At 40.8% G+C, this 24,405-nt stretch carries 18 protein-coding genes; 5 read left to right on the top strand and 13 right to left on the bottom strand.

Annotated features, from left to right (window positions below):
- Positions 1 to 24: 24 nt before the first annotated feature.
- The 3 genes from C2M25_RS01055 to C2M25_RS01045 all read right to left on the bottom strand — a co-directional run bounded on the left by C2M25_RS01055 (position 25) and on the right by C2M25_RS01045 (position 5,805).
- Positions 25 to 948: a diguanylate cyclase gene (locus C2M25_RS01055; RefSeq protein ID WP_105180168.1), complete on the bottom strand. Its 924-nt coding sequence runs from the start codon at positions 946 to 948 to the stop codon at positions 25 to 27.
- A complete protein-coding gene (locus C2M25_RS01050; protein ID WP_105180167.1) occupies positions 917 to 4,345 on the bottom strand; it encodes a response regulator in 3,429 nt (1,142 codons plus the stop codon). The genes C2M25_RS01055 and C2M25_RS01050 overlap by 32 nt, the downstream gene beginning before the upstream one ends.
- 62 nt (positions 4,346 to 4,407) lie before the next feature.
- Positions 4,408 to 5,805: a PhoH family protein gene (locus C2M25_RS01045; RefSeq protein WP_105174520.1), complete on the bottom strand. Its 1,398-nt coding sequence runs from the start codon at positions 5,803 to 5,805 to the stop codon at positions 4,408 to 4,410.
- Positions 5,806 to 6,104: 299 nt separating this feature from the next.
- On the opposite strand from C2M25_RS01045, the gene rapA reads away from it, so the two are divergent.
- A complete protein-coding gene (gene rapA / locus C2M25_RS01040) occupies positions 6,105 to 8,999 on the top strand; it encodes an RNA polymerase-associated protein RapA (RefSeq protein WP_105180166.1) in 2,895 nt (964 codons plus the stop codon).
- A gap of 65 nt (positions 9,000 to 9,064) precedes the next feature.
- On the opposite strand, the gene C2M25_RS01035 is transcribed toward rapA, so the two are convergent.
- Positions 9,065 to 9,385, bottom strand: a complete 321-nt coding sequence (locus tag C2M25_RS01035) for a hypothetical protein (RefSeq protein ID WP_105174518.1) — start codon at positions 9,383 to 9,385, stop codon at positions 9,065 to 9,067.
- A gap of 43 nt (positions 9,386 to 9,428) precedes the next feature.
- Between C2M25_RS01035 and C2M25_RS01030 the strand changes: the two genes are divergently transcribed.
- The 3 genes from C2M25_RS01030 to C2M25_RS01020 all read left to right on the top strand — a co-directional run bounded on the left by C2M25_RS01030 (position 9,429) and on the right by C2M25_RS01020 (position 14,046).
- The gene (locus C2M25_RS01030; protein ID WP_082874001.1) at positions 9,429 to 9,785 is read left to right on the top strand and encodes a DUF5522 domain-containing protein; all 357 of its coding nucleotides are present in this window, start codon (positions 9,429 to 9,431) and stop codon (positions 9,783 to 9,785) included.
- 181 nt (positions 9,786 to 9,966) lie between these two features.
- Positions 9,967 to 12,399, top strand: coding sequence for a TonB-dependent receptor (locus C2M25_RS01025; RefSeq protein WP_105174517.1), 2,433 nt, complete (start codon positions 9,967 to 9,969; stop codon positions 12,397 to 12,399).
- Positions 12,400 to 12,507: 108 nt separating this feature from the next.
- On the top strand, positions 12,508 to 14,046 hold the full coding sequence (locus tag C2M25_RS01020; RefSeq protein ID WP_063702018.1) for a tetratricopeptide repeat-containing sulfotransferase family protein: 1,539 nt from the start codon (positions 12,508 to 12,510) through the stop codon (positions 14,044 to 14,046).
- On the opposite strand, the gene C2M25_RS01015 is transcribed toward C2M25_RS01020, so the two are convergent.
- The 9 genes from C2M25_RS01015 to C2M25_RS00975 all read right to left on the bottom strand — a co-directional run bounded on the left by C2M25_RS01015 (position 14,021) and on the right by C2M25_RS00975 (position 23,098).
- Positions 14,021 to 14,860: a sulfurtransferase gene (locus tag C2M25_RS01015; protein ID WP_063702016.1), complete on the bottom strand. Its 840-nt coding sequence runs from the start codon at positions 14,858 to 14,860 to the stop codon at positions 14,021 to 14,023. The two genes, C2M25_RS01020 and C2M25_RS01015, sit on opposite strands and share 26 nt — an antisense overlap.
- Entirely contained in the window at positions 14,860 to 16,023 is a 1,164-nt protein-coding gene (locus C2M25_RS01010) for a capsular polysaccharide export protein, LipB/KpsS family (protein ID WP_105180165.1), read from the bottom strand. The genes C2M25_RS01015 and C2M25_RS01010 overlap by 1 nt, the downstream gene beginning before the upstream one ends.
- A gap of 51 nt (positions 16,024 to 16,074) precedes the next feature.
- The gene (locus C2M25_RS01005; protein WP_054561010.1) at positions 16,075 to 16,482 is read right to left on the bottom strand and encodes an adenylyltransferase/cytidyltransferase family protein; all 408 of its coding nucleotides are present in this window, start codon (positions 16,480 to 16,482) and stop codon (positions 16,075 to 16,077) included.
- Positions 16,479 to 17,546, bottom strand: coding sequence for a CDP-glycerol glycerophosphotransferase family protein (locus C2M25_RS01000; RefSeq protein WP_105180164.1), 1,068 nt, complete (start codon positions 17,544 to 17,546; stop codon positions 16,479 to 16,481). The genes C2M25_RS01005 and C2M25_RS01000 overlap by 4 nt, the downstream gene beginning before the upstream one ends.
- An 84-nt stretch (positions 17,547 to 17,630) precedes the next feature.
- Positions 17,631 to 18,050 (bottom strand): group I truncated hemoglobin, encoded by a 420-nt coding sequence (locus C2M25_RS00995; RefSeq protein WP_105180163.1) that lies wholly within the window; start codon positions 18,048 to 18,050, stop codon positions 17,631 to 17,633.
- Positions 18,050 to 18,883 carry a DUF3034 family protein gene (locus C2M25_RS00990; RefSeq protein ID WP_105180162.1) on the bottom strand — a complete coding sequence of 278 codons (834 nt, stop codon included), beginning with the start codon at positions 18,881 to 18,883 and terminating at the stop codon, positions 18,050 to 18,052. The genes C2M25_RS00995 and C2M25_RS00990 overlap by 1 nt, the downstream gene beginning before the upstream one ends.
- Positions 18,870 to 21,185, bottom strand: a complete 2,316-nt coding sequence (locus C2M25_RS00985; RefSeq protein WP_063702008.1) for an EAL domain-containing protein — start codon at positions 21,183 to 21,185, stop codon at positions 18,870 to 18,872. Before C2M25_RS00985 ends, C2M25_RS00990 begins: the two co-directional genes overlap by 14 nt.
- Positions 21,175 to 21,825 (bottom strand): methylamine utilization protein, encoded by a 651-nt coding sequence (locus C2M25_RS00980; RefSeq protein WP_063702006.1) that lies wholly within the window; start codon positions 21,823 to 21,825, stop codon positions 21,175 to 21,177. Before C2M25_RS00980 ends, C2M25_RS00985 begins: the two co-directional genes overlap by 11 nt.
- A gap of 166 nt (positions 21,826 to 21,991) precedes the next feature.
- Complete coding sequence (locus C2M25_RS00975; protein ID WP_063702004.1) at positions 21,992 to 23,098, bottom strand: phosphoribosylaminoimidazolesuccinocarboxamide synthase; 1,107 nt, start codon at positions 23,096 to 23,098, stop codon at positions 21,992 to 21,994.
- Between the two features lie 217 nt (positions 23,099 to 23,315).
- On the opposite strand from C2M25_RS00975, the gene C2M25_RS00970 reads away from it, so the two are divergent.
- Positions 23,316 to 24,389, top strand: coding sequence for a CDP-glycerol glycerophosphotransferase family protein (locus C2M25_RS00970; RefSeq protein ID WP_234003511.1), 1,074 nt, complete (start codon positions 23,316 to 23,318; stop codon positions 24,387 to 24,389).
- Positions 24,390 to 24,405: the final 16 nt, after the last annotated feature.

Genomic DNA, 24,405 nt, shown 5'->3' with positions numbered 1-24,405 from the left:
TAAAATGGGTGAGTAGGCAATCGCCTACTCATGTTCATTTACTGCGATCATTCTCGATACTATCTGATCTCGCCCTGCATCCTTAGCCTGATAAAGACCTAAATCAGCCTCCTCTAGTAAGGTTTGCTCAGCATAAACCTGACCATTTTCAGTGGTCGCAATACCAATACTAATTGTGACATGGTCAGCATTTAGCGACGCTTTGTGTGGAATGTTTAACTCATTCACGGCATTGCGCAATTTATTTGCAAACGAGATAGCCTCTTTCACTGAAGTATTGGGTAACACTGCCGCAAACTCTTCACCACCATAACGCGCAACAAAGTCACTGCCTCGTTCACACGCCCCAACTAAGGCATGAGCAATTTGTTTTAAGCAATCATCACCAGCTCGGTGACCATAGCAATCGTTGTAACGTTTAAAGTGATCAACATCCATCAGTAACACCGATAACGGGGTTTGATCCCGACGGCAACGACGCCACTCTCGTGCTAAATTTTCATCCAGATAACGTCGATTTGGGATCTCGGTTAGGCCATCAATTGAGGCGAGCATTTCGAGTAAGTCATTTTTTTGTTTGATCAACAGCTGGTTACGCACTCGGGCACGCACGATAGCAGCACTAAATGGTTTAGTGATGTAATCCATCGCGCCTAATTCAAGGCCTTTGGCTTCATCATCGTGACTGGTATTGGCAGAAATAAATATTACGGGCAGCATACTGGTTGTTGCGCTTTCTTTTAACTTAGTAAGCACTTCGTAGCCGTCAATGCCTGGCATCACAATATCCAAGATCAACAAATCAACAGTCTGCGTTTTTAAAAACGTCAGAGCTTTTTCGCCACTCCCAACACAAAAAACATCATAGTCTTGCTGCAATGTTTTCTCTAATACCAAGCGGTTTAACGGATCGTCATCAACAATCAGTACCTTGGCTCTTTTCAACATCAGTAGATCCTTGTTCGATGATAAATGCGATGACCTGTTTTATTTGCCATTGCAACTCATCATTTAATTGTTCGGGCAGTTCGCCATCTACCTTAAGCCTAGCTTCACATTGCTGAGCGCACGCTGACAATCGCTTAAAACCGAGATTTCCGGCTGACCCTTTTACATTATGAACCACACGGACCAACTCATCGGTAGTTTTTAATGTACAGATTTGTAATAACTGCTCTGCTGCCATAGTCGCAAACTTTGATAACATAGTTAATACTAACTTAGTATTGTTTGCAAACTGAGACAGTATAAAAGCTTGATCAAAAAAGACTTCTTTTGTGTTATCAAGTTCACTCATTGCTAAAAACAACTTACTAGCAACAATCGGTTTAGTTAGGTGTTTATTCATCCCCGCCGCGATTGAATGCTCAATATCCTCACTTTCACTGTGTGCAGTGAGTGCGTAAATCGGCATTTGCTCTTTGGTGAATGACTGACGAATAATACGCGTTGCCTGGCAACCATCCATCTCTGGCATCTGAATATCCATAAAAATGAGATCGGGCCTTAAGCTATTTGCCAGCTCAATGCCTTTTTCACCATTTTTTGCACACACAACGGTGACATCAATTTGCTCTAGAATACTTTTAATAATGCTTAAATTAAGCGGGTTATCATCCACAGCGAGTACTAAAAGCCCTGATAAGTCAGTACTTGAAGGCAGTGAAACCAGCGCTTTTTTCACAGGCTCTGCGGCTTTATCAAGCTGTAAGCAAAAGCAAAATTCACTGCCTTTACCTTTTTCGCTTTCAAGTTTAATTTCGCCTCCCATTAACGCAACTTCGTACTTAACAATCGCTAAGCCTAGACCCACCCCCTGATGAGAGCGCGTTAATGATTCATCACCTTGAGTAAATGCATCAAATAAGCGGCTTTGATCTGCCTTGCTAATACCAATGCCCGTGTCTTTAACAGTAAAACAAATGAGTTGCTGCTCAGCTGACTCTTCTACCAACATTAAGTTTAATATTACTGTGCCTTGCTCGGTGAATTTGGCTGCGTTTGTCAGTAAATTAGCTAATACCTGCTGCAAGCAAATCTGATCACCCATCAAGTTATCGCTAATGCTTTTATCGCATTCAACTTTAAATTCGATATCTTTATTTGCACATAAAGGAGCGGTAATCCCCTCACAGTAGTCGATTAAGTCAGGCACACTAAAAGGGGCTTTATTAATTTGCACTTGCGAGCTTTCGGCGCGGGCAAAATCGAGCATACGATTCAGTAAAGTTAGTAAGCTATTGGCCGCTGATTTTGCCTGTTCGGCATGGTTGCGCTGCGGCTGTGTTAAACCTTGTAAAGCGATAACATCAATTAAGCCTAATACAGCATTAAGTGGTGTGCGTATTTCATGACTGAGGTTAGCAATAAAGCGGCTTTTAGCTAATGTTGCCCGCTCAGCATCATCTTTTGCTTTTACTAAATCCGTCACATCCTGTACATGAACAACATAGTAATCAGGTGTTTGCTCAGCATTCCAAACTAATGACACACTAATTTGTAGCCAGCGCTGCTGCTCTTGTTGTTCAAGACTAAAGTGATAAACTTTTTTCTTCTCATGCAATAGCTCTGTCAGGGTATTTTTTAACGTCTGATAAGACTGTTCAGCAAATAAGTCTATTAATTTAAGATCATTGGCGTTTTCAATTGCAAAGATTTTACGTGCCGCTTTGTTTGCTTGCAGCACCTGATCGTCAAGCGATACCAACAGCACCCCATTTGCAGCATATTCCATGGCACTGCGTAATTTTGCTTCGGAGCTTTGTAATGCATTCAGCGCATTATGCTGCTCGGTAATATCACGACCAATCGCCATGGTGCCAAGAAACTGCTGATGCTCGTTATAAAATGGCACGATGCTAAATAGATAACTGTTATCTTCGGTGGTCAATCTTTTTTGATAAGCTTGGCGGTCTTTGAGTACTTGTTTTTCAAGCTCATTTAACACGCCCTTATCATCACTAATATCACATAACTGCTGGCCTACAAGCTTCTCTTGTGGCAAACCAATATAGCGCTCATACGCCTTATTACAGCCTAAAAACGAGCCATCAATATTCTTAAAATAAATGAGATCCGGTACGTTATTAAGCATGGTATTTAATAACGCTAAGTGACGCTCTTTCGCATCGATACTACGGCGTAATTGTTTTGACTTTACCTGTACTTGCGAATCAAGCGCTTTATTTGCCTCTTGTAAAGATTGGACGAGCTCTTCATTACGGCTAAACACCTTTTTCACACGGCTGAACCAAGGCTGCCAATCAACTGGAATACGATAATGAACTAACGCTTGTTTGCCTTCATCATGCTGCTCAAGATAATTCATTAAGTGCGTCATTGGTTTTACAAAAATACGCTGACTCAACCAAAAAACAGCGCTGAACATCATCACTAAAAACACACTCAAAAATGCGAATTCTAAAAAAATGTCGTAGCCTACAGGTTCACTCAGGGCTTGCTTTGATTCATAGAAACGAGTGTAAATAGGCAAGTTTGTTGCTTCTTGCACTAAATGACTGTGGTTATTTTTGCGCATATCTACAGCGACATTAGGCCAATGTTCGCTAGCACTGACGGCAGTGTTAAGTTGTGTCTTTGAGCTGGCTATAACTTGGTTATCTTGGTTGATAAAAATATACTCACCATAGTTAGGCGATATTTTTTTTAACCAGTTAGAAATTGCTTTAAGGTCATAAATCAACACGATGTAATCACGACTATTGGCTGCTCGTTGCTTACCAATTGCAAAGTAGGCATGGCCATTAATAGTCAACACGGGGCTCGAAGCAAGCTTGTTGCTATTCACTAATAGAGGCCGAAACTTGTTATCTAGCACACTGGTCAAAAATTCACTTTTTGCTGTGTTACGTCGCTTAATATAAACAAAGCCTTGCTCATTAACATAAGCAACCGCTTCTAAAGATTGAATAAGTGACAGCGTGGTATTAAAAGACGGACCAAGGGCAATTACTCGTCGCCATTGATTAATTGCATAAGCGGTTGAGGCAAACTTTCCTTGCCCAACTATCTCGCCTACTCCATCACCAACGGTTTGATAGTAATAATGATCAAACTGGTTCACATTGCGCGCCCAACTAGGATCAAAATCATAAGAAAGTGGCTGCTCGTAGAGTTTAAACATGGTGTCAATGAGGCCATCTGCGGCACTCATCGCATGGCTAAGTTGAGCTGAGATATTATTAAAACCGTTTTGCCTGCTTTCTATCGCCCGCTCAAGTTTTAAATTATATAAGTGTAAACACAAAAAAAACGCCACCAGCAGCGGCACAATAAGTGCCACTGCTAAAGAGCGATAGTAATGCTTTAACGGTAAAAAATTCACTGGCTTATAAGTACCTTACCTCGGTAACAGCTAGGTTAACGAGGCATAGGTATACTGGCAAGTTATAAATTTTCTTCAGCAAAGCTGGCTAAACGACTACGTACTACACCGTTTAAGTTAACAGTGGCACTACCCTCAAAATCTTTAAAACGCTCAACAATATAGGTTAAGCCTGAGGTCACAGGCGTGAGGTAGTTACTATCAATTTGCGCTAGATTACCTGAGCAAATGAGTTTAGTGCCTTCACCGCAGCGAGTAATAATGGTCTTCAGCTGTGATGCGGTTAAGTTTTGACTCTCATCCAAAATAACAACAGCATTTTGAATACTACGACCACGCATAAAGTTTACCGATTTAAACTGTACGTTGGCTTTTTCCATAATGTAATTACGGCTTGAAATCGGATTCTCATCTCCTTTATGCAGCACTTCTAACGTATCGGTGATAGCAGCTAACCACGGCGCCATTTTCTCTTCTTCGGTGCCCGGTAAAAAACCAATCGACTCAGCAATCTCTGGGGTATTACGAGTGACAATAACTTTATCGTAAATGCCTTTTTCAATAATCATTTCAAGCGCACTGGCAAGGGCGAGCAAGGTTTTACCACAGCCAGCGGGGCCAGTTAAAATCACCAACTCAATGCTTGGGTCAAGCAGCGCATCAAGTGCCATTCCTTGATACACATTTTTTGGTTTAACACCCCACGCGGTATGGCTCATCAAACGCTCAACACTGATATCTTTTAAAGTAATTTGTTTATCATCGTAGCTTGTTACTCGAGCCGCAAAGTGGTCGCTTTCATCTAAAATATATTCGTTACAGAACACATCGCTAATCGTGCTTTTTGCCACATGATGATAGGTATCTCGGCCTTGCTGCTCTGTTTCGCATTCTCCAACCTGTTGCCAAAAATCACCGTCAATTTTTTTATAGCCGCTAGTTAGCAACGCTATGTCGTCAATTAATTGGTCTGTTCTGTAGTCTTCAACAAATTTAAGCCCTGCCCCTTTCGCTTTGAGGCGCATATTGATGTCTTTGGTGACAAGCACAACCTTGCTATCGCTGTGTTGCTTCTGTAAATGAACAGCACAATTGATAATGCGATGGTCGTTTTCGTTGCCAGGTAACCCTGAAATACTGTCTGCAAATAAATGGTCATTAACGATAATTAAGCGACCACGAGATTCTGTTTTAGCCTTCTTATTACTAGGGAGCGCGACACCCTGCAACATTTGCTCTGGAGAAGCGTCCTTTAGCACTTCATCTAAACCACGAATAGCAACACGGGCGTCACGGCTGACGTCATGTTTCCTATCTTTAATATGGTCGAGCTCTTCTAATACTGTCATCGGGATAACGACATCATGTTCTTGGAAAGATAAATAAGCGAGGGGTTCGTGGAGTAATACATTGGTATCGAGCACATACATTTTACTATCAAGGTTCGAAGCTTTTTCCATAGCACTTTCCTTACGTTTTATGATTTTTATGCTATACCCAATAAACTAAACAAGCGGCGGATGAAGCTATGATTTATTCGTCAGGTATATACTCAGTTTAGTCTATTTACGACAAAAGTCCTTTTTATGACAAACAAATATACAATTATTTAACTGGTTAAAATACATACAATTTTTACCCTTAATAATGACTTAAAAAGGTTGACTAAATTTAATTGTGTGCGGCGAGTTTACTGCCTTGAAGTAGCATGGCGTTACAGGTAACATAGCCGCCTTTTTTCTTCATAGACGAGACATACATGAATTTTTCCTTAGGTCAGCGTTGGATCAGTGATACTGAGTCAGATTTAGGATTAGGCACCGTTGTTGCCCTTGAAGGCCGTCAGGTCAGCATTTTATTTCCAGCCAGTGGAGAAAACAGAGTTTATTCTTTAACAGAAGCACCTGTTACTCGTGTCGCATTTAATCCAGGTGATATTATTCGCAGCGTTGAAGAGTGGGAATTAGAAGTCGAGTCTGTTGAAGCGCAAGGCGAGTTACTATGCTATCACGGCACTCGCGTTGATAATGGTGAAAAAGCGCAGTTAAAAGAAACCTTTTTAGATCACTTTATCAAATTCAATAAACCACAAGACCGTTTATTTGCAGGCCAAGTAGACCGCTTTGACCGCTATACGCTGCGCTACCAAACTTGGCAGCACCAGTTTGAGCGCCAGCAATCACCTTTGAAAGGTTTAATTGGTCAACGTGCAAACCTTATTCCGCATCAGCTTTATATCGCACAAGAAGTGGGTAAACGTTTTGCGCCGCGCGTATTACTTTCTGATGAAGTGGGGTTAGGTAAAACCATTGAAGCAGGTATGATTTTACACCAGCAAATCATCAGTGGCCGTGCTAGCCGTGTATTGATTGTTGTGCCTGAAAACTTACAGCATCAGTGGTTAGTCGAAATGCTACGCCGCTTTAACTTACGTTTTTCAATCTTTGATGAAGAACGTTGTGATGAGGCATTTGCAGACTCCCCAAACGTATTCGAAACAGAACAGTTAGTACTTACTAGCCTTGAGTTCTTAAGCAAGAAAAAACGCTGGTTTGAGCAAGCTACGCTGGCTGATTGGGATTTATTAGTGGTTGATGAAGCGCACCATTTAAGTATCAACAATGGTAAACCAAGCACTGAATACCAACGTATGGCAGAGTTAAGCCAAGACATTCCAGGCCTTATTTTATTAACTGCGACGCCAGATCAACTTGGTCACCGCAGTCACTTTGCCCGCTTACAATTACTCGACCCAGATCGTTTCTACGACTACGATGCGTTTGTTGAAGAAGAAAGTAACTACAAAGAGGTTGCCGAAGCTGCTAACCAATTACTGGGTGAAAAAGGCCTTGATGATGCATCTAGAGCAACATTAAAAGAGCTATTAAAAGAAACTGATATCACAGAGCTTTTAGCCAAAGCAGAGCAAGGTGATGAAACGGCACGTAACGAAATTTTATCAATGCTGCTAGACCGCCATGGTACAGGTCGTATTTTATTTAGAAATAGCCGTAGCGGAATTGATGGCTACCCAAGCCGTAAACTTCATGCTTATCCAATGGCGATGCCTAAACAATATAAAACGGCGATGTCAGTACTGGGTAACATGGCTGGTATTCAAAATGCAGAGCTAACTGCTCTTCGCGCTTTATTCCCTGAAAAAATATTCCAAGAGTTTGAGGGTGAAAATGCCAGTTGGGGCGCATTTGACCCACGTGTTGATTGGTTAATCGAAACATTAAAAACCCTTAAACACGAAAAAGTACTGCTTATCTGCGCTAAAGCCGAAACCGCACTTAGCCTAGAACAGATTTTACGTGAGCGTGAAGCAATTAAAGCCTCAGTTTTCCATGAAGGCATGTCGATTGTAGAACGTGACCGTGCAGCAGCTTACTTTGCCGATGAGTACGACAGCGCACAAATTCTTCTTTGTTCTGAAATTGGCTCTGAAGGTCGTAACTTCCAATTCTCGCATCACTTAGTACTGTTTGATTTACCACTTAATCCAGACTTACTCGAGCAACGCATTGGTCGTCTTGACCGTATTGGTCAAACGCAAGACGTAAACATCCACGTACCGTATTTCGAAAACACCGCACAAGAAGTATTACTTCGATGGTACAACGAAGGTTTAGATGCGTTTGAAACAACATCGACAACAGGACAAATGCTGTATAAAGAGTATGGCGAAGAACTACTTGAGTTTATTGGTGCACACAACTGTGACGAAGAAGAGCTAGACCCACTACTAGAACAAGTTGCCAGCCAAAATGCTAAGCTTCGTAAACAAATGGAAAGTGGTCGTGACCGTTTATTAGAGCTGCACTCAAGTGGCCAAGGACGAGCTGAAAGTCTTGTTGCTGATATCGAAGAGTTAGATGATCAATTCACGCTACCAAGTTATATGATCAATGTGTTCGACACCTTTGGTGTAAGCCAAGAGGATAAAGGTGAAAATACCATCATCTTAAAGCCAACTGAGCACATGCTAAATCCATCTTTCCCATGCTTGAAAGATGATGGCATCACAGTAACGTTTGATCGTAGCACCTCGCTTTCGCAAGAAGACGCGCATTTCATCAGCTGGGACCACCCTATGGTGCAAGGCAGCTTAGATATGATTTGTGATGATGACTTTGGTACTGCCTCTGTGGCGTTATTGAAAAACAAAAAGTTACCTGCTGGCACCTTCTTTGTTGAAATGATCTTTATTGCTGAGGCGATGGCACCTAAAGCGTTGCAGGTTGGTCGCTTCTTACCGCCTACGCCAATTCGTATCTTATTAGATAAGAGCAGCAATAACTTGGCCGACAATGTTGCCTTTGATGCCTTCAACCAGCAGTTGTCTGCGGTTGGTCGCCAAACGGCAAGTAAGTTAGCCAGTGCACTACAAAGCGCCATTCACCCAATGATCACCAGCGCACAAGGCATGGCACAAACCAAGCTTGAAACACTACGCGCTGAATCACTAGAGAAAATGCAAACTGCACTCGGTGAAGAGCAAGCTCGTTTAACAGCACTTAAGCAGATCAACCCGAATATTCGTGATGAAGAGCTTAGCTTCTTTGATAAGCAACGTAGTGAACTCACTACTTACATTGAAAAAGCGCAAGTTAAACTGGATGCAATTCGTTTAATTGTGGTTTCTCACTAACCCATTGGCTCGTAAGCGAAAGCTTTAAGGTTTGCTTAAAGCTTTCGTGCTTACCTTCCATCATGCTATTGCATTATCGTTAATAACTTCTCTAGCATACTTTTATTCAACTCACCCATTTGCTCGTTATTGCTTAAAGCGTAAATAGCCCCCTCAACGGCACTTTCGTCGATATCTTGTCTGGACTCTACTACATTTGCCCAAAGTTCTAATTCATCGATATCTATTTCGCCATCGATAACACGCTGTAAAACCTGACAGAAAACGTCTTGCGTAAGAATATACACATCACCTTGTGTGTCAGGAGTGCTTGTAATCACTGAGATTGCCTCAAATCGATTATCACCAAAACGGGCAAACTCATCTAATGCGTCTAATTTATCCATTTGCTATGCTTACCTTTTCAATCTCAAAGCATCTTTTTACTAAATGACAACCCTTACTTGCTCACAATGCAAAGCAACCCTTCACTGCCAAGCTGATAATATTAATGCCTGCTGGTGTAACGAGCTGCCCAACATTTTACCACTCGATGAGGCAGCAACAGAGTGTTTATGCCGAGACTGTACTATAAAAAAGATAAATTCATTTTTATCTAAACTTTATCAACAACCTTTAGAACAGCAACTAGCCTTTGCTAAGCCTTATTTTTCTCAAGGAAATTTAATAGAAAATCTTGATTACACCATGCAAAACAATTACATGGTATTTAGCCGCTGGTTCTTTTTAAAACGCGGCCATTGCTGCAGTAATGGCTGCACTCACTGTCCTTATTCCGATAACTAACCCTCAGGTAGAGTATTTATTCAATTAGTTTGCATTTAATTGCAAATATTGCATGGACGAAAAGAATAAAAATACATTATAATTGGATATAAATTCACTAAATTAATCATTTTTAAGCTTAAACTATTAATAACGTCTATTTTTTAAGCATAAATTTACTGTAACTAAATCGGAATCAATCATGAACACCTTTAAGCCTGCTCTACTTGCAAGTGCAATTTCTGCGGTTTTATTCAATAGCAATATGGCGTTTGCAGCTGAAGATGCTATCGAAGTTGATAAATCAATTGAAACTATTCAAATCACTGCAACACGACGTGCAGGTTCAGTGCAAGATGCGCCACTTAACATTACAGCGCTAAACGGCGATGTAATTAGCGATCAAAACATTGGTGATCTTGAAGATGTCGCGCGTTGGGTACCTGGCTTAACAATTTCTGATCAAGGTGGTCGTGAAGGCTCTCCGATTATCGTTCGTGGTTTAAACACAAATACCTCTGACCGTATTTCTGATAGTGGCACAGTAGCCACTTATGTTGGTGAAATTCCACTTAGCATCGACTTACGTTTAACTGATGTTGACCGTGTTGAAGTGCTAATTGGCCCACAAGGTACACTGTATGGCGCAGGGACTTTAGGCGGTGCGATCCGTTATTTGCTTAAGCAACCCGATCTAGATTTAACAGAAGGTCAGGTAACAGGTGATGTATTTAGCATTAACGAAAGTGACGGCACAGGCGGTGAGTTTGGCGTGGTATTCAACACTCCGCTAATTGAAGAAAAACTAGCTCTTCGCGCTAGCTTAAATTATTACGATAACCCGGGTTACATTGACTACACGCACGTGGTTCAAGAGCCAGGTGTATCAAATCCGAATCCTGACTTTTCTGACAGCAGCGATGTAAATGCCAACTTAAAAAGCGTAAGCGATGTTAACGATGAGCAAATCACCACAGCACGTTTATCACTGCGTTGGCTTGCAACCGAAGATGTAGATGCAACGCTTAACTACTTCTATCAAAAACAAGAAAATGGCGGTAACTCAACATCGCAATACGGCTCACTTGCTGATAGCAGTGCGCTACAAGGTATCCCAGGAAAGTACGAAAACGTTGCCCGTGTACTTGAGCCAGGCGAAGAAGAAAACGATTTATTAAGCTTAGAGATTAAAGCGGATCTTGGTTTTGCTGAGCTGGTATCTGCATCAGGTTGGTCTAGCTATGAGCAATCAGGTCAGCGCGACCAAACCGATCTACTTTACGATATTTGGTCAGGTTATGCCGACTTCCCTTCATTCGTTGGCTACACACACGACACCTCTGAGCGCGATACCTTCACGCAAGAACTTCGTTTAGTTTCAAATAGTAGTAGCGCTTTTAACTGGATCGTAGGTGGCTTCTATAACAAATTAGAAAGTCACTCAGATGACCGTGAGTACACGCCAGGTCTGACTGAATATTGGGGTGGCGGTATCCCTAATGTTGAACAAGACCTTGAGTACATTCTAATTTCAGATAGCGAAACCACTGAAAAAGCACTTTTTGGTGAAATCGGCTACAGCATTACAGATCAGCTTGATGTAACTCTAGGTGCACGTTTTTACGAATACGATGTTTCTACAACATCAGGTTCTGCTACACCGCTTTACTCAGGGGATTTTGATTCACTTGCTAATCTAGATATGGAAACGGTTAGTGCCAGCGATAGCGGTAACTTATTTAAGTTTAATGCTAATTACACATTTGATAACGGTATTCTTGCTTACTTTACTGTAAGTGAAGGCTTCCGTATTGGTGGTGGTAACGGTATTGCTCCTTGCCCTGATGTATTACCTGAGCAACAAATAGTTTGTGCCCTGCCAAACGAAGAAGATTACAAACCAGATACAACGGTCAACTATGAGCTAGGCTTTAAGTCATCATGGTTACGTAACCGCCTACACTTCAATGCAGCACTATTTAATGTTGATTGGAAAGATGCGCAAGTAGGTAGCAGCACTGTAAATGGCCAAGAGCTAATTACCTCGAACGCAGGCTCTGCTAATTCAAAAGGTGTTGAGCTTTCTACTCGTGCAATGATTGGTGACAACTGGGCTGCATATGCGACATACGCGTATGCAAAGGCTGAATTGACCGAAGATGCGCCGTACTTATTTGGCGTGTTAGGCGATGACTTAGCGCAGTACCAAAGCTACTATGATGGTGCTAAAGGCGACCGTTTACCAGGTGCTCCTGAGCATCAATTCTCGTTTGGTCTTCGTTACGAGCAAGATGTCTTAGGTGATAAGTTATTAAGCGTAAACTACGGTATCACAGCGCAAAGTGATGTAATCACCAAAGTAGGCTTAAAAGCAGACGGCGAAGTATTACCAGGTTATGCACTAAGTAACTTATCTGCCAAAATTACTGGCGATATGTGGTCTGCAACGCTTTACGTAGACAACTTATTCGATAAATATGCATTCACTTCTGTACGTCGTGATAAGTCTTGGGCAGGTATGTCGCAATATGCTGAGCTTAACAAAGAGCTACCTGAGCTACAGCGTGTTTATGGTCACTACACCACCGCGCCTCGTACTATCGGTGTGAAGTTTAGCTATAACTTTGAGCTGTAATTAAATATACCCATAAAAGCCTTGCCTCCTTTAGGCAGGGCTTTTATTGGGATTGGTATAAGCCTGAAAATAATTAAGTATTATGGAGAATTGGTATACTATGCGCTTATGCTAAATGATACCCAACAAGCGCTTCGCGCTCATATCCAACAGTTGTTAAGCAACAAACAACTAACCGATGCACATCACTTACTTGTGCAGCGGCTAAAACAAAATCCTGAAGACCACGTTTGTTACTTTTTACTCAGCGAAGTCAACACCGCAGCTGGCGATATCAACAAAGCGATTAAGCTACTTGAGAAAGCGATAATCCTAGCCCCTTTTGCGATTTATCATTTAGCACTTGCCAAGTTATACGTACTGTTAGGCAAAGTAAGTAATGCGGCTGTGCATTATGAAAGCGCTCTACAAACAGCTGACTTTGGTGCCGCTGACTTTGATACATTAGCCAATATTGCGACCCGTTTAGGGCATTATGACGACGCCCTTAGCTTTCAACAAGCAGCCTACCAACGCAATAAAGATAACCCACAAATTAGCTATAATTTGGCGGTGTGTTATAAAATTCACGGACTGTTCGATGAAGCTAAAAGCTTGTTACAGCAACTAACCACAAAGCAAGCTAGTTTTTATCAAGCCCACTATTCGCAGGCTGAACTCAATACTGTTATAGATGCAGAGCAACATATTCAAAAACTACAAGCCTTGGCGGATAGAGAAAAAAGCATTATTGACCAACAAGTGTATTTTCATAGTCTTGCTCTTAATTATGAGCACCTCAATGACTACAAAAATGCATTTAAATACTTTGCACAAAGTAAGCAAGCAATAGCCGGTAAACTTAATTATCAAGCCACACAGCATCGCCACTTTTGTCAAAAACTGATTACCCAGAGCAAGCAGCAAGCAATTAAAAGTAGTGACTCTGAGTTCTCGCCAGTTTTTGTCGTTGGCATGCCCCGCTCTGGTACAACCTTAGTTGAGAAAATCCTTAATCAAAGTTCAAAGCTACGAGGCATTGGGGAATTAAATGATATTGCGCAATTGATACAACACGCCACGCAATCCGCGCGTGTGATTGACAGCGAAATGCTCGATAAGGCATATGAATCTGAGGCGATAAAGACAGCACTGACTAGCTATCAACAAAGAGCCCAGCTGCTAAGTGGTGGCCAAAGAAGTTGTGATAAACAGCCATTTAACTTTTACTATATTGATTTTATTTTAGCGGCTTTTCCTAATGCAAAAATCGTTTGTATGCAGCGGGACTGGCAAGATTGCAGCATTGCCAATTTTAGGCAGATGTATAGCCCGCAAAGTGTGTTCCATCACTATAGTTTTACACTTGAAGATATTGCCTCGTTCCATCAAGATTACTCGGTATTAGTCAGTCATTTTGCCAACAAGTATCCTGAGAACGTTTTTTTGCAAAGCTATGAGCAATTGGTGGCAGAGCCGACCCTACAAACTCAAAAGCTCTATGCGTTTTGTGATTTAAGCTGGCAGGAAAACAGCCTTACTTTTTATAAAAACAATGCAGCATCAGCCACGGCGAGTAAAAAGCAAATTCGCCAGCCACTGAATAAAAACAGTATCGGCAGCTGGCAAAATTACGCTGAGTTTATTGATGTGGGCCTGTTTCAATAGGTAAGTCGTGACGAGCGCCCCACTCACTCCATGAGCCATCGTAAACACGTAAGTTAGCGTAACCGCATTCATCGGCACACAATGCAATTGCGCAAGCGGTTACACCTGAACCACAGCTAAACTGCAACTGGGTGTGATGCGGCGCTATATGTTGCTCAAATAATGCCTGCAACTCGCTTAGCGATTTAAGCTCACCGTTATTTAGCACTGTTGCAAGAGATAAACTGCGACTATTTGGAATATGACCACTGCGCATGCCTTCGCGCGGCTCAGCGTGTTCACCGGTAAAGCGCTCATAAGGGCGAGCATCAAGTGTTAGTGTGCTTTGTTCATCAAGTGAGTTAAGTACTTGCTCAGCACTGATGAAGTAATCAACACGCGGGCTGGCAACAAAGTTGCCTTGACCAGAAGCAGCTGAATAACTTGCTTGTGTTGCAAAGCCAAGTGCTTGCCACTTAGCCAAACCACCGCTTAAAACTTTTACATTATCAAAGCCCATTGCTTTAAACATCCACCACGCACGGGCAGAACTGAATAAGCCTTGGTCTTCATAAATCACAACTAGAGAGTCTTGGTTAACACCAGCAAGCTGCATATGCTCTTCAAACTGCTCGCTATTGCACATCATGCTTGGTACAGGATTACTGTTATCTGCTAGCGCCTTCTTGAAATCAAAACGCTGTGCATTAGGAAGCATAGCCTTAGGCGCATACTCACCCGGTAAACCAGGACGTACCATTCCTGCATCGAAGATAACCAAGTTATCCTGGTTTAAATGCTCGTTAAGCCATTCTGGCGAGACGATGTTCTTCATTAGCTTTCCTTTTGCGATAGCTGTGCAAATGTATCTTGTTGAGTTAAGCGTTTTTCGACCGCTTCAACATGCTCAGTTGTACATTCTTTCCAAACACCAGGCAAGCAATACACATGCTTTAAGTAGGTAAAAAACTTATCTCTCAGAATACTGTTGGTCTGCCAGCCATTTTGTAGTTTTTCCAAGCTCTTAATCAAGGCAGTTTGATCACTTGCGTGTAGTACGAGCTCATCAATGTTGTAACAAGCAAGCCCCAAGGTAATCACTTTTTTATCAAGTAATAAAGATTCTAAGCCAACTGTCGAGTTAATAGTTATAACGGCTTCAGCACCATTAATAAGTTCTCGAGTACAATTTCCGTTGGCAAAAACGGCAACATCATTTCTATCGTACAAGTGCTCATAGTGCTTATGCCATGAAGGATGTTCTTTAAAAACAACTTTAAGTTCTGGATCATTTAACTGTTTTACAGCTGAAACAACAGCATCGTAATACTCTTCCATTGACTTAAGCCAAGGAGAGTAACAAGCTATTTGAGTATCGTGTGGAACTTGAAATGGCACAAATAAGTATTTTTTGGGTAACTCGATAGCGTCAAACTTACAACGCTTTTTATGGTTCGCTCTAGGAATTAAATCAGGCGCAGAAAATGGCAACTTCCCCTGCGGATCAAAGTTTAAATAGAATTGATTATCTCGCGGTACAGAAGCCGCAAAATTAATACCTTTTGGATCTAAGCTTGTTGTTCCGGGCAGTAACCCATTTTCATAGTAATAGGTGGTCACTCCTAAAGCCTTAGCAGCCATACAAACAGTAACATTCGGTAATTTATTACCATTCCAAATGACTAAAGCTTGTGGCGATTCTGACTTCAATAAATCATAATACTTAGCGAACCGACACCGCTCCACAAGCAGCATCAAAGCAGAGTAACTTTTAATTATTAGCGGGTTATTCCATAAACTATTACGCGCTTGTTTACGTAATAGTTGCTCCGAGATTATTTTACTAAAATCAATTTGTATTGCCTTGCTAAAATACTTTAAAGCAGTAAATCTAGGTAAGCCCATGCAGTGCACTTTACTCTTTAAAGGCAGTTTCCTAGTCAGTTCTTTGTAATAGCGGGCGTGCACATTGTTGCGAGAGATAAATAAAAAAGCCATATACACATCTTATTTTTGATTTAACGTAAGCGCATACAGCTATTTTATTAATTATAAATGACAGTTTGAAGGTTGCCTCACAACTTCTATTATTTCTGTTGTAGAGATAGAGGGAGTACGCTCTAAATAAGTTACATCACAAAGTTGGCTAAATTGATCAAATCGACCAGCCCAATCGTCCCCCATAACTAGCAAATGGGCTTGATGATCTTTTATGTACTCACCTTTTAATTCTAGAGAATGCTCTACAAATACTTCGTCGACACACTTCAATGAACTAATAATTTTCAGCCTATCAGCTTCACTATATACGGGCTTTCGACCTTTCTTAGAGAAGTTTAGTTCATCGGAAGATACACCAACTATTAAATAATCTCCTAACGCTTTAGCTCGTTCTAATATATTGATGTGTCCCACATGAAAAATATCGAACGTGCCAAATGTAATTACCCGTTTCATTGGTGCTCCTCTAAATAAGATACAATTCTCTTAGCAGAGTGACCATCCGTAATACCTGCCAGTTTATAGACTATTTCTTTTCTTTTTTCTTTAAATTCGGCTGTTTCGTTAACACTTGAAGTTAATAACTGCTTTAAATCTTTATAACTTCCTGCACGAGTACATAGCTCATTGAAGTATTTGATATCTTCATCAAGTCGAGCTTTTAACCTATAAGAAAAAATACCTCTGTAAGACCAGCGCAGCTTATAGAAATCACACCAGATAACAGGCTTTTCTAATGCTGCAAACTCAAATATGGCTGACGATGCATCAGAAATCATTATATCAGCAAGTTCTAAAAAAGGAGTAAGGTCAAAATCGAACTCATTAGCAAGGTAAACATTCTTAGCGCTAGCCCACTTCTCAAGCTTTAGGCGTTGTTTTTTATATTTTTTCTTAAACAAACTAAAGAAATGAGGCTTAACGATAATATTAAATTCATCAAAATGCTCAGGGAAATCATCGCTGAAACATTCTAAAGAACTCGGATAAAAAGTAGGCGCATACAGCAAAGTTTTTTTTGTTGGATCTAGGCCTAGATTTTTGAGGCTTATAGTACCAAGAGTCTGATTAAAAATAGGGTCTAATTTTGCGTAGCCGCTATCAATAAAGTTACCTTCAGGATAGAGTGTTTTTAAACGTTGAAGTCGGTGTTCACCTTCAACAAACCGCACTGTCATCTTGTTGTTCGATACGTCGTAATAACACTGCTTTGGGCCAATTCCATGCTGCATCAGTACAGTCTTTTTATTTAAATTCTCAGCACCTGCAAACGTATTACCAAATACAACCCAATCTGCATCTGAGTTCTGATAAAAGTCAAAGGTTTCACTTGTGTTTGTTAACCACTTTGCAACTATTGCATTTTTATCTATAAAGTCACAACATACAGCACGACTTCGCTCATCCTGCTCTTCATAGAAAACCATGAAAACATGGTAGCCTTTTGTTTTTAACTCCTTTAAAACAGGCAAGTACTGTGGAATGTAATATAGATGCTGAACATCAAAATATAACCGCATTGTTTACAACTTAATAACTTCAACCAAGAGCTATTGTACATAAATTACATTTTTGTTTCAGCCCACAATTAAAGTTTGTTCTAGCTAAATATCAATTACCTCAGGGCGCAGCGGTGCTAAGCGACTAAGAATCTTATTTTGTACTGTTTGCGGGATCTGTTGCTCGTCCATAGCATTAATCAAAAGCTCTACTACGCGGTTAAAGTCTTTTTCAGGGATGTTCATTCCCGTGTGGATATCTACCATATTGTCGCCTTTGTATTCACAAGGGCCATCTGTGACGCTACACAAATGAGTAATAAAACCTTGGCGAAAATGGGCAACATTCGTTTGTTTAAAATAAGCTAAAATTTGTTCGTCACGGCCAATTTGATTAATAAAACTATCAACCAGCTTTTCAACTCCTTGCTCACCATTAATTTGCTGATACAAGGTGCTATTGTTGCTACTCGCACAACCAACTAACATAACGGCAAATACAAATGTAAAAAGTGTTTTCATCATTACCAATACCCTGTTACAGAAAGATACCAACCTGTTTGATCCTCAGCCCCAGCAATACTTCCTAAGTCTAACCAAGCTGCGGTCACACTAACATGCTTGTTAGGGAACCAAGCAACAAACACATCCTGCCAATCTTGCTCTCCTAAGCCAAGGTTATTGGACTTTTCACGATACTCAACACCCACAGCTATTTGATGGGTTAAAAACACTGCAGTAGATGCTTCAAATAACAATTCTTTATCGCTATCAGGGCCGCCAAAGCCTAACAAGCCTAGCTGATTAGCATCGCTATAACGAAAGGTGGTGTTCCAAAACCAGTTATACCCAGCAAGCGCCCCTAAGTGTAATTTACTGGCAGCAAGATAAATATCGGTACCACTGGTGTCTTTGGCGCCGAGTAGGTTTGCGATACTGCCGTCATCCAGTGATTTATGTTGCACACCCAAGCTCAACTGCGGCCATTTACTGTAAACGATATCGCCGTATAAGCGCAATTTTGCACCTGCAATTGATTGCTCAATATCAGTATTTAACGCCGGAACTTCGAAGCGTTGTTCTGCGTAACTAAATTCAACGCGATCATAAATATTTAGCTGCGCGCCACAAACATCTAGGCGATAATCACTCACATCTGCACGGCTACAAAAACCATTTATTGCTATTTCATCATCACTTGCATAGCCTGCAAGCTGCGCCCAAGGGACAATACCACCACCCGCACTACCTTCAACTTGGGAGACTCCGGGTGTTGCTAATAATTTACCTGACGCCGCAAAGCCAGAACTTGCAAAAGCAAGGCATGTTAACCCAAACAACCAATTAAGACGCTTCATTGTACACCTCTAACCACTGCAAAAACTGCTCTGATTTTAGTGGCCTACTTAAATAATACCCTTGAGCATAATCGCATTTGTTTTGCACTAAAATATCCAGTGAATCTTTGTTCTCAACGCCTTCCGCTACAACCGAAAAGCCCAACTGATGACCTAAAGTCACCGTCGATTGCACTATATATTGATCTTGACGTGACTGGTCTAGTTGCAAAATAAAACACTTATCAAGCTTTAGCTCATCAATCGGTAATGACTTTAAGCGCCCAAGCGATGTTTGCCCTACACCATAGTCATCCAACGAGATTTTAACACCCAAGGTTTTAAGGTTTTCGAGTGCCTTAATGCCTTGCTCTTCGTTCTCAATCATATCTCGCTCTGTAAGTTCAATCGTAATTAAACGCCCATTAACAGCATGTTTCTCAAGTTGTTTAGCAAGGTGTGAGTAAAAGCTTGGGTATGCAATATCTTGTGCAGAGACATTAATCGCAGCCTGCATAGTAATACCTTGCTGTTGCCATGCAGCAACTTGAGACACTACGGTTTTCACAACCCAAGAAGTTAACTCAACAATCACCCCCGATTGCTCAGCTAAATCAATGAACAGCTCTGGTGAAACCCACTGACCATCTTTGCGTTGCCAACGAATTAACGACTCAACTTTATCAATACAATTGGTTTTAATATTTAGTTTTGGCTGATAGGTCATAAACAGCTGACCATCATCATCGACAAGGGCTTGCTTAAGTTCATCGATAATAGCAAGGCGCTCAAGGTGCTCTTCGTCTTCACCTTCTTGATAATAGTGAATGGTTTTATGCTCACAGGATGCGGTATCAACGGCAATTAACGAGCGACGCATTAAGTCCTCAGGGCTGACATTTTGTGAAAGACAATGCACTACCCCAACGCTAAAGCGTAACGTAATATTCAAGCTTTGAATTAAGTAGCCTGCTTGTAGCTGAGTAACCAGCTTCATTACTGCATCTTTAAATTGTTTCGTTTCATCTGCTGGCAATAAAGTTAAAAACTCGTCACCGCCAATCCGAGCATTCACCCCATTATGATGAGCTGAGTATTCGCCAATTCGCTCAGCAACGGCTTTTAAACAATCATCACCAATACGCGGGCCTAATTTATCATTGATATGACGAAGACCGCGTATATCAATAGCAACGAGTGTGTATTCAGCCCCTTCAACAAACAAGTTTTCCATGCTCTCTAACATCGCAGAACGGGTATAAAAGCCAGTTAAAGAATCATGGCTGGCTTGAAAACTAATTTGCTGCTCACGCTCTTGTATGTCATTACCCATGTTATTAAATGCATCGACTAAGGTAGTGATTTCGCTACTTTGTTTTTTACCTACAAATTCAGCTTTATAATTACCTCGCGCAAATTGCTGAGCAAGTAGGGTAAGCTTTGAAAGCGGTGTGGTCAGGTTTTTGGCCAAAATCCCACTGGCCAGCACACCGATGACAACCGTGATAGCAGCAAGCACAATTATAGTGAAAAACAACTGCTCAAACTCACGATAACTTTGCGTTAAATCGGCACTTAACAACACTGAGACAAAATGACCTGGTAACGACGGAAGTTCAACCAATCGGTTTCTATAAACAGGCTTTTCGCCAAAAATTCGCTGGGTTGTTTTGTTATTAAAATGCGCTAACACTGAATCACTTTGTGGCTGCTTGGTGAGTGATGTCTCTACAACACCATCCTCTTCACCAATAAAACTCACATCCATTGTGGTGAGGTTTTTAAGCTCTGCTGCAACTAGGTCGTTGATTTCAAATCCCACAAGGCTGTAGGCAACAGTACGAGGCGCACGTACTGGCAGTAAAATTACTTGGTAAAGGGTTTGGTCAAGTACAATGAAATTTGATTGTTCTGCATTAATGAGTAATTCATTCATCAGTGCAGAAAACTCATCTGGCGTATGGTTAAACTCAGTATTTGCAGAAACCAATTGCCCTGATAAATCAATCAGTAACATCAAATCAGCATTGATACGACGACTGTGGTTATTCAGTACACTACTGATAGTATCAGCATCTTGAGTGGCGATTGCTTGCTTAAAGCCAAAATCTGCGGTGAGTACCTTTGCGGCTGTTAATAGCAGGCTTTCTTTAGCACTTAAATATTGCTTAAAAACATTTTCAGCGACATTAATATCTTCACGTAACTTTTGATCATTAAAGCGATTAGTCGACCACCAAGAGCTCGCTAAACTGACTAAACTAGTTAATAAAACCAAGCTTACGCATAAGGCTATGATACGCCCTCTTAAACTATGAATCATTATCTGCCTTAAACATCTCACCAAACGTATTACGCGGTGCAGGTTCATTCGTATTAATTGTAATATCAGCAACTTGCTCAGTTACAGTAACCGATAATTTTTTGTTAATTTCACTGGTTTGGTTTGGGTGCCAAATAGTTAAACTGGCCGGTAAAGTAATCCCTTTTAATTGTACTTTGCCATCCTCTGCTGTTTTTAGTGTGTTAGCGCTGTTTGCGACATAGATATAACCCACCATAGAATCGTGGATATTACAGCCAAGGACTACAACCCCAGAGTTATCAAACAACTCTGGTTTCTCTGGACGGTCAGCGTAAAGCCTAATATTGAAAGGTTTAGCACTCGAAAAAGAATAAACATGATGACGGATATTATCGCTATTTGGAAAATCAACAGATTGTCCTTGCTGTATGACCAATACATTAGGTGAAAATTGTTTATCAACCTGGTCCATTATCGCTATGGGTAATTGCGTGCTCGGTAAGTTCGCATTACTTTCTAATTCGATTACAGCATCAGCTAACGGCTTACCAAACTGGTCACGAACGGTAAATGAAATATCACCAGCAAAAGCATTTGCTGAGCAACAAAGAACTACAAAAGAGCATACAGTGCGGGCACAATGCGAAAAAAACGTCATAATTAGACCTTGCTTAGCTTAGTTTGCTAATAAGTATAGATTAATCTTAGCTTAAGTTAATGAGAGAGGATATGAAAAGCAAGAAAAAAGCCAAGCAGTTTTACTAGAAAACTAACTTGGCTTTAATAATATTGACTTAGCACATGACTAAGTTAAAAAACGACAATTAATTGTGCTTAATTAAGCCGTATTCTTTATCTAAAATAGCGATCACTTCACTACGTGGGTCGCTTGGAATCGTGATTTCTTGACCAATAATTTTACTCGCAATGCCAACGTAGGTATCAGACACTTCAAGCATCACTGATTCTGGCAAGGTGTAGTCTTTAGCAAGCTGCTCACGCTCGCCCATACGGTCTTTATTTAATAACACGTCGCTGTCTGGCACGTTATTAATTAATAGCTGGCGGAAACCCTCTTTTGAGTTTTCAATGATTTTACCGTCGCGGTAAGCTGAGCCATCCCAAATACGTGATGAATCAGGTGTACCTACTTCATCGATATAGATAAGCTTATCTGAACCATCAACGTCTTCAACATAACCAAATTCAAATTTAGTATCGACAAAGATTTGATCAAGCTTTGCAAGTTCATCACTAATCAGCTTAAAGCCTTCAACAAGTAATTGCTCATATTTAGCCACATCATCTTCAGACTTGAAGTTAAAAACAGCTAAGTTATTCGTGATGTTTTCACGGGTAATATTTACATCATCGACTGCAGGAATATCTGCAACACCTGTGATAATGCCTTTGGTTGATGGCGTAATTAACACGTCATCTAGCTTTTGGTTCGCAGCTAAGCCCTCTGGTAAATCAATACCACAGAAATTACGCGTACCTTTCGCGTAATCACGCCACATGCTGCCAGTAATATATTGGCGCGCAATGGCTTCAACTTTTACTGTACTTGCTTTACGTACAATCCATACATAAGGGTGTGGAATATCAACAATATGGTTACCAGCAAGGCCAGCTTTATCAAATAGCTTAAACCAATGAGATGCCACAGAGTTTAGCGCGATACCTTTACCAGGCACACCATTTAAACCGTTTTCTCCTTGCCAAATACAATCAAACGCAGAAATACGGTCAGAAATAACCATAATAGCTAGCTCAGTTCCTTTTGGAACTTGGTAACCTTTTTCATTAATTAAACGAGCGCTGTCTTCATCAGTTAACCAATAAACTGAACGCACTTTACCACTGTGTACCGCACCTTTGGTACGGATCGGTAAATCATCGTTTACGTCTAAAACTTTATAGCTAGTCATGCTATCTCCGATAGTATTTGGCATGCTCTTGTGAGCACATGTATGGGATTGGGGTTATGGCCGCCTATAATAATCTAGACGCCTTGAAAGCTCAATCATTGCACTATCATCATCAGCCTGCGGATGTAATAAAAACCATAAAAATTTAAACTTTCAGTAATTTTGCTGTCATAAACATTATTTCGCTATACTAGTGCCCTCGCAATAGGAGGTTTTCTTGGATTACTTAGCAGCTACCGCAGAAAAAAAATATTTAATGTTTATTTCACAGAACTATTCGTACGCGATCTTACGCCCACTACAACGGGAGATTTTAGCGCGTGGCGGTGAAGTTCGCTGGTTTTTCTATGGTGATGAAGTAAATTCACATTTCCTTCATCAAGATGAAATAAGCATAAAATCACTCAAAGAAGTAATAGAGTGGCGTCCAGATATTGTATATGTACCAGGGAATGTGGTACCTGATTTCATACCAGGCAAAAAAGTGGCTGTTTTCCATGGATTTAATTCGGGAAAACGCATCAACAATGGCGTTGATAACCATTTTAATATTCGAGGTTGCTTCGACTTATATTGCACGCAAGGGCCGACAACTACGACGACTTTTTTAGAGCTTGCCCAGCAACATGGATTCTTTAAAGTAAAAGAAACGGGCTGGCCAACACTCGATCCTTATTTTAGTGAGATTGAAAACAATCCATACAAAAACCCTGATGACAACAGAAAAACCTTATTGATTTGCTCGACTTTCTCAAAGCGCCTTTCTCTTGCACCTAAATTATACAAACAAATAAAAGCATACAGTGAGCAAGGCAAGTGGCGAATTTTGGTGCAATTTCACCCAAAAATGCCAAGCGAGCTTGTTGAACAATACAAGGCTCTACAAAACGACAATCTAACCTTTGTCGAGACTGATAACGTATTACCACTACTACAAGCAGCGGATGTCATGCTATGTGATACCTCATCAATTTTACTTATGTTTATCTTACAAAGAAAACCTGTCGTGACCTTTTGTAATCATGGTGCTGGTGAACATTTAGTAGATATTACTGATGCCAATAAAGTAGAGGGTGCTATCGACTACGCACTGGGTAAGCCTGCTGAATTAATGGCGAAAATCGAACACTTCTGCCAGCAACTGCATCCATACCAAGACGGCTTATCGAGTCAACGTGTACTTGCTGCTAGCAATGAATTACTATTGAGCAATCCTGCACTTAAGCCGAAACCACGTAATTTTATTCGTAATTTTAAAATGCGTAGAAAATTAAATTACTGGCGATGGTAACAATTCATAGGTCGTT

The organism is Pseudoalteromonas sp. T1lg21 (assembly GCF_002964625.1).
GTDB lineage: Bacteria > Pseudomonadota > Gammaproteobacteria > Enterobacterales > Alteromonadaceae > Pseudoalteromonas > Pseudoalteromonas gelatinilytica.
The sequence above is the reverse complement of the archived record's forward strand: the minus strand, read 5'-3'. Positions and strand labels throughout refer to the sequence as shown.